The organism is Microcoleus sp. N9_A2, assembly GCF_036701775.1.
GTDB lineage: Bacteria > Cyanobacteriota > Cyanobacteriia > Cyanobacteriales > Microcoleaceae > Microcoleus.
The window spans coordinates 23,127-29,811 of sequence record NZ_JAUBRH010000067.1; the positions used below are offsets into that span (position 1 = coordinate 23,127).

Sequence of the window (6,685 nt, forward strand, 5' to 3'; positions counted from 1 at the left end):
TGTGTAGGCCGGGGCCGGGGCGTAGCCATCGCCCGGATTGATGATATAATGCAAAACTGCGATCGAACTCTTCACCAAAGTAGCCCTATGACTGCTCAAACTCTCGCTCGGCCAGAACAAAGCGTCCAGCTATCGGGTATCAGTTGGCAAACCTACGAAAATTTGCTTGCCGAAATCGGCGATCGGCAAATTCGACTGACATATAATCGCGGCAATCTTGAAATTATGGTACCTTCTCCAGAACACGAACGCTTCAAAGAAGTATTGGGTCGATTTGTGGAAACCTTAGCTGAAGAATTAGATGTGAAAATTGAACCTCTTGGTTCTACCACATTTAAACGTCCTGAACTTAGCGGTAAAGAACCAGATAAATGTTTTTACATTCAGAATCTGAGTGCAGTTAAAGGCAAAAAAAGAATCGACATGAATCAAGATCCGCCACCGGATTTAGTGGTAGAAATTGATATTACCAGTCGTTCCGAAAATAGTTTGCAGATTTATGCGGATCTGGGAGTGCCGGAAGTTTGGATTTATAATGGAGTGCGATTCAGAATCAACAGATTGGAAAATGGAGAATACGTTGAGTGCGAGATCAGTTTAGCATTTCCTAGTTTACCGATATTAGAGATTGTCAGATTTTTGGAACAAGCAGAGACAATGGACTATTTGGAATTAGTGAAAGCATTTCGGAATTGGGTAAAAAGCCAAATTCAGCAAAACCAATGAAGGGCGGATAAAATTAAACAAAATTTACAATTTTACCCACGATAAAAAGCTGTTTTGTGATAAAATAGAGATGATAAACTAATTTTAATATCAATTACAGGCTGGTAGTGCCAGCAATTCTACCCGATATGCGATCGCTAGAGTCTCACAACAAATACCCAGATTGCTTGTGGATGCAATTAGAAGCAATTCCACTTCCATCGGTTGCAGCCCAAACCCAGCAGGTAGACATTCACTTGAGCCTGAATTTTAACGAGCATTGGGAACCCCTGCTAGGTGGTCGCGTCAAATTTGGTCTGCAAGGCGGAACGCTCAAACTCTATCTAGAAAACTGCGAAATTCCCCTAGCATCGCGTCAGTTAGTCGGTTCTTTCAAGCTTTTGCCCATTAAAGAAACCCTGCCGATTGAAAGTAGTGCAGAAATTTTAGTGAGCGAAAGTCAGCGGGTAGTTCAGGGCGGGGAGAAGGCGGAAAAAACTAAGGAAACAGAGAGCAGATTTTGTCACGTTTCCACAATCAGCGATGATACAACGCCAGCTTGGATTTTTTCAGTAGAACAAGGCAAATCAGTATTAAAAGGTTTGCTAAAAAGTGCTAAGCTGGGAGAATTAGCTGCCAAAGAATTTCGGATAGTAGCGGCTTTTGAAGTTGCTCAAGAAGATATTTATCTCACAGATGCGGAGGGTTTATGGCCGCACGATATCACGCCAAATCAACATTCGGTTTTAGAAAGAATCCTGACTGTATACCTGCAAGCAAATAAACTCCAACCAGCCCTCAGTTGGGCGCTATTGTCCTACAATTTGCCTCCGGTTGAACCGCGTGAGGTGGAAATTGTCCCGGAAGCTGAATCGCAATTGCAGGAAATGGTCGATCGCATTATTTCCGCTGAAACCGACAACTTTGCAGAGTTGGCAAAAATCGCCAATCTCAATCCAGCACGAGATTTCGCTGGCAGTAGCTTGCGCGGAACGACTTTAAGTGCAGTGGATTTTAGCAGCGCAAATCTCGATCGGGCAAATTTCCGGGGTGCAACCTTAAACGATGCCGATTTCAGCGACGCCAACCTGCAAAATGCCAAATTCGGCGGTGCAGATTTGAGTGGCGCTTTCTTAGGAAATGCAGATTTAAGTGGCGCAGATTTGCATAAAGCAAGTCTAGCTTTAGCTAACCTCAGCGGTGCCAATTTGAGCGGCGCAAATCTGATCGAAGTGAACTTAACAAATACTAATTTCAGCGGTGCGAATGTCGAGTCAGCCAGATTCGGGAACAATTCAGGAATGGATGAGGAGATGCAGGTGAATTTACAGCAGCGGGGAGCGATTTTTCAGGATGTTTAGTCCAAGTGCGAGATTCCTTTTATTCATCTGCATCCATCGTGGCACGGCCGTCGCGCCTGTGCGATGGATCGGTTCAAAAAAAGTCTCGTGAAGCGTAGCTATCCCGTAGGGAATAGACCCTCATCAAACCTTGTAAAAAAAATCGTATCCGCTCAATAATCCGGGGTAAATCGCTCAACGATGCACCTCAAATGACGCAAAATCGTTCCTGAGTGGGTAGTCCGCCCCGAATTATTGAGCGGATACAAAAAATCGCTGTTAAAATAGAACCATCATTCCCTCCCAACTCATCTCAACATAAAAGTATATGAAAATAGAAGATTATCCACTTGCCAAAAAATTGATATTAGATGCCGAAGGCAACATTAGTCAAGTCATTCTAGATTATACCGACTATCAGTATTTCCTAGAAGCTATCGAAGATCGAGGACTTCTGTTGGCTATGCGCGAAGTAAAAAATGAAAAGCCGTTAAATTTACGGCAAGCACTTGCAGAACTGGAAACAGAATGAAAGTAGAATATCTGCCCAGTTTTGTGAAGGATTTAAAAGCTCTTAAAAGTACGCCTGTTTTTCAGCAAATCAAGGAGTTTGCTTTTGGGGAAATTCCCAATATTAATGATTTACAGACAATAGTTAACTTAAAAAAATTGAAAGGCGATGATAATGCGTATCGGTTTCGGGTTGGCGACTATCGAATAGGCTTTTATTTTGATGGCGAAACAGTTACTTTTGCAAGAGTTCTTCACCGGAAAGATATTTATCGCTACTTTCCACCCTAAACCTGTTTTCAGTTTTACAGTTTGATTAAATAAAAAGCGATCGCCCTTTTATCCATATCCGTCCATCGTGGCACGGGCGTCTCGCCTGTGCTTCCGAATCGGGTCAAAAAGAGCGATCGCCCTCCCAAACAAATTATCCTTCATCCTCCGACTTTACAGGAGGACGCCCAGAAATCACCATAAATCCAACAGATTCGAGAGTCATGTGCGGGCGGCGAATCCCAGCTAAAACCGCTTGACTCAACAAACTTTCGGTATTGATTTCCTCAGCCAAAACCGATTCTAAAGCTTGTTCCGATTTAGAAAGTCGGTTCAAGCGCAATTGCAATTGATTCACCCGGTTTTCGAGTTGGATTGCAGCAGTGACAGCAGATCGATCGCACATTTCCACAAAAGCCGATCGCCCGCGCAGCAATTCCTCCGATATCACCCGCCCCTTTTGACAAAAATCATCCCATTCTAGCGGATCGACAAAACTGTCAATCAGCGAGGTGCGATTTTTCGACAAGTTGTAATCCCGATTCGGCCCGCCTTTCCCCTTATAACCCCGCTGCAAAACCGCTAGAATTTCCGCATCTTCCACCAGAGACATTTCTGCGCTGCGAGCATCTACAAACACAGTTTCAAAAATTGGGAGAAACAGAGCATCAGCGCGCCGCTGCAAAGCTTTCAAGTTGTAATTTTCGATATTTTGTGCTTGCAAAACTTGCTCAGCAGGCTGCACATCAGTCTGGATTGAATAATTAAACTGAAAGCCGAACCACTCCTTCCCAGGCGCAGCATCCCAGCTTTCATCATGCCGCCACATGGCAAAAGCTTGACCGCGATCGTCCCAGCGAATATAAGAGCCAAGTGCATCGATCAATCCCTCACCAATTCGGTAAAGAGCGACATCAGCATTCTGATAAGCAATCCGGCGATTGTAACTGCCATATTGCTGGCAATAAGGAATCAATCTGGTTCTCAAATCGTTTGAGGGAATCAAAGTTTTTTGAGTAGGTTGATAGCGCAGCAACCCCGATATACTCGGATGTTCGATTTGTTTGAAGTGAAGAGCTTGACACAACCAACCTTCAGTAGCCCGCTGCATTTCTTTATGCTTAGCGTCGCAGTTGTCGAGAGATTCAAAATACTGAGATGCACTGTCATCAAGAGTATCAATTTCATCGAGAACGTACTGTTCATCAATTTTGATTTTCTCTTGTTCGATTTCAGTTTTAATCGCTTCAATTTCGCTGGATAAGCCCTTGCCTCCCTCGGCAAACAACTTTTCTTCAAGTTTGAGAAGTTTTTCCTCAGCATAAAACTGAAGGCTGGCAATAGATTTGTTGAAGATATCAAACCCATCTTTTAAAACTTGAAACCAAGCTTCGTGGGGACTCTCTGGCAAATCCGGGCCTGCAAACAAACAAAATTGCACTCCCATTTTGCTACCAATGCGATCGACTCTGCCGAGTCTTTGTTCTAACTGATGGGGAAACCACGGCAAATCGAAGTGAATTAACCAATCTGTCAATTGCAGATTTACCCCTGCTTCTGCCGATCGATCGCACACTAAGATAAAACAATGGGGTTCAGTCTTAAACCGCTTGAGACTAGCCTCAACCTCATCCGCCGATTTGCTCGTGTCATGGCTGGCGATCGCCTTTTTACCAAAGATTTTAGCTAAATTTTCCGCAATTTCTTGACAAGTTGCCGTAAAACTGGTAAAAATCGCAATTTTCGGGAAACGCTCGCCCGGAATCGGCCGTTTAATTTGCTGTTGAATTCTCGACAGCAAATCGCGAGGATTGCTGTGATACTCGCGGGGAACCTTCAAAGCAACTGCCAAAAATCGGAGAATGGCGATTCGTAACAAACTCAGTCGATCTAGCCCTTCCTGGGGTTTTTCCACCGTATTGAGCAAGGTTTCCAGCATTTCCCTTTCTTCGGGAAACAGCGCAGTTTTGGTCAAAATTGCCGTGTCATTTTGTCCAAATTCGCGATCGAGTTCAGGAGTCGATTTTTTCTGCAAACGAGCTTTGACAACCCGTTCTAAAACATTCAGCCAAGTACCAGAAGCGCGGAAAAACAGCAGAAAAATTCTCTGATATTCGCTCGACTTGGGAGCAACTGTGCGCCATTTATCGAGTACGGTTTGAATTTCCGACCACTGTTCATCATTCAGATCGTACTCTGTTTTGGGGACAGCATCTCGGTCGAAAATCACATCTTCAACCGCATCCCGGCGGTTGCGAAGAATGCGGCGGTGCAGGCGGTAGGTATCTCTAACGTGAGTGCGAATAGTTCGGACAAGCCGAGCCTGTTCTGCGGTTTCTTGAGTTTTCAAACAACTTTCTAACTCTGTTGCTAATCCGATTAAATAATCATCTTTCGCAAAAATAGTGCGAAGTTGAGCGAGTTTTGTTTGCAAAACAGCAGGCTTGGCATTTTCTCGGAAATCCAGCAAAGCGCGACCGATTTCTTGACGGTTTTGCACCTGTTGTTTGAAGCTTTCCAGGTCGTCAAGACGGTAAGTTGTCGGATCTAGTAAGTGCAGCATCGTTAGAAAATCTTGCTCGCGACCAAGAACTGGCGTTGCAGATAATAACAATACATTTTTACTTTTTTGAGCTAGTTTCTGACAGAGTTCAAACGACTGCTGCTGAGCGCGATCGCTAGAATTTGCCATTGCCGCCACATCCTGCGCTTCATCCACAATCAGAAAATCCAGGTTAGCGTTGCGGCTAATTTGATTGATTTCGCTAACAGCAACAAGCTGCACTCGGTCAGCAAAATGAGACAAATAGAATTTATTTTCCAACTCCTGCCGCCACTGTTCGAGCAAGTATTTCGGAACCAGTACCACAGCGCGTCCGTTGGGTTCATCTAGCAGAAATTGGCGGAGAATTGTGCCGGCTTCTACTGTTTTCCCCAGTCCTGGTTCGTCTGCCAATAAATAGCGCACGATTGGGTCTTCTAAGACGCGCCGCACGACTTCAACTTGGTGCGGATAGAGGTCTATGTTAGCAGAAATTAAACCGGTCATGCCGCGGCTGACTGCCCGCTGTTCGATCGCAGATTGCACAAATGCCAATCGGCGATCGTGAAAATACGGTGTTTCTTGGCCTTTGACTGCTAAAATGTCGATCGGATCGGCGATCGGGATATTGCAGCGAACGTAAAGTTCGGTTTCAACAGCTTGTAAACTTTGGCTGTCGGGGAGGTCAATTTCGTATTCTAATTTATCTTCATCCCAGTCATAAACTCGACCGATAATCCACCTTTCCTGACTTGTGCTCCAGAGGTAGCAGCGGGTTTGGCGCTGAAGTATGGATTCTTGCAGCAAACCCAAGGGTACAGTTTTGCGGATGCGGTTTTTAACTGAGCAAAAATATTCAACTACGGCATCAGTACGCGATACCTCGACAACTTTTCCGACTCCCAAATCGTTTCTGGGCGATCGAACTAACGAACCAACATCAATCATAATTTCAGCCTGACAATACTTACTAGAATACACTAACGCCTGAGCGACGAGAATAACATTGCATCTTAAACTTATTACATAAATATTTGATGGATAGGTCAACCGCAGATGTTTGGGAGATAAACACAGATTAACGCAGATAATTTTAAGAACTGGGAGCGAATGAAAGCAATCTTGTCTCTTGATCGGGATCGGGAATTAAATAACTTACAATTTTAATTGTTATTGTGGGATGAGCGTCCCGCCCGTCTTTTTTGGACGGGCGGGACGCCCATCCCACAAACTTGTGGAAGTTATTTAGTTTTCATAAAAATTAATACGGGATGTGGGAAACTCAGTGGCTTCAGCCCTGAGAGGGAAACGGCTCGGG

The 6,685-nt window shown here is 44.5% G+C and carries 5 protein-coding genes; 4 read left to right on the forward strand and 1 reads right to left on the reverse strand.

Annotation, left to right across the window (positions count from 1 at the left end; genetic code table 11):
• The first annotated feature begins 87 nt into the window (after positions 1 to 87).
• From QUA44_RS26010 to QUA44_RS26025, 4 genes are all read left to right on the forward strand, one after another.
• Positions 88 to 726, forward strand: coding sequence for a Uma2 family endonuclease (locus QUA44_RS26010; protein WP_333255732.1), 639 nt, complete (start codon positions 88 to 90; stop codon positions 724 to 726).
• Positions 727 to 833: 107 nt separating this feature from the next.
• Positions 834 to 2,066, forward strand: coding sequence for a pentapeptide repeat-containing protein (locus QUA44_RS26015; RefSeq protein WP_333255734.1), 1,233 nt, complete (start codon positions 834 to 836; stop codon positions 2,064 to 2,066).
• Between the two features lie 307 nt (positions 2,067 to 2,373).
• A complete protein-coding gene (locus QUA44_RS26020) occupies positions 2,374 to 2,577 on the forward strand; it encodes a hypothetical protein (RefSeq protein ID WP_172186847.1) in 204 nt (67 codons plus the stop codon).
• The gene (locus QUA44_RS26025; RefSeq protein ID WP_333046637.1) at positions 2,574 to 2,846 is read left to right on the forward strand and encodes a type II toxin-antitoxin system RelE/ParE family toxin; all 273 of its coding nucleotides are present in this window, start codon (positions 2,574 to 2,576) and stop codon (positions 2,844 to 2,846) included. Before QUA44_RS26020 ends, QUA44_RS26025 begins: the two co-directional genes overlap by 4 nt.
• 133 nt (positions 2,847 to 2,979) lie before the next feature.
• Here the strand turns inward: QUA44_RS26025 and dpdE are convergent, their stop codons facing one another.
• Positions 2,980 to 6,315 (reverse strand): protein DpdE, encoded by a 3,336-nt coding sequence (gene dpdE, locus QUA44_RS26030; RefSeq protein WP_333255736.1) that lies wholly within the window; start codon positions 6,313 to 6,315, stop codon positions 2,980 to 2,982.
• Between the last annotated feature and the right edge of the window lie 370 nt (positions 6,316 to 6,685).

Coding starts and splice junctions, on each gene's coding strand:
- QUA44_RS26010 (WP_333255732.1), top strand. CDS start 88: ATGACTGCTCAAACTCTCGCTCGGCCAGAACAAAGCGTCCAGCTATCG.
- QUA44_RS26020 (WP_172186847.1), top strand. CDS start 2,374: ATGAAAATAGAAGATTATCCACTTGCCAAAAAATTGATATTAGATGCC.
- QUA44_RS26025 (WP_333046637.1), top strand. CDS start 2,574: ATGAAAGTAGAATATCTGCCCAGTTTTGTGAAGGATTTAAAAGCTCTT.
- dpdE (WP_333255736.1), bottom strand. CDS start 6,315: ATGATTGATGTTGGTTCGTTAGTTCGATCGCCCAGAAACGATTTGGGA.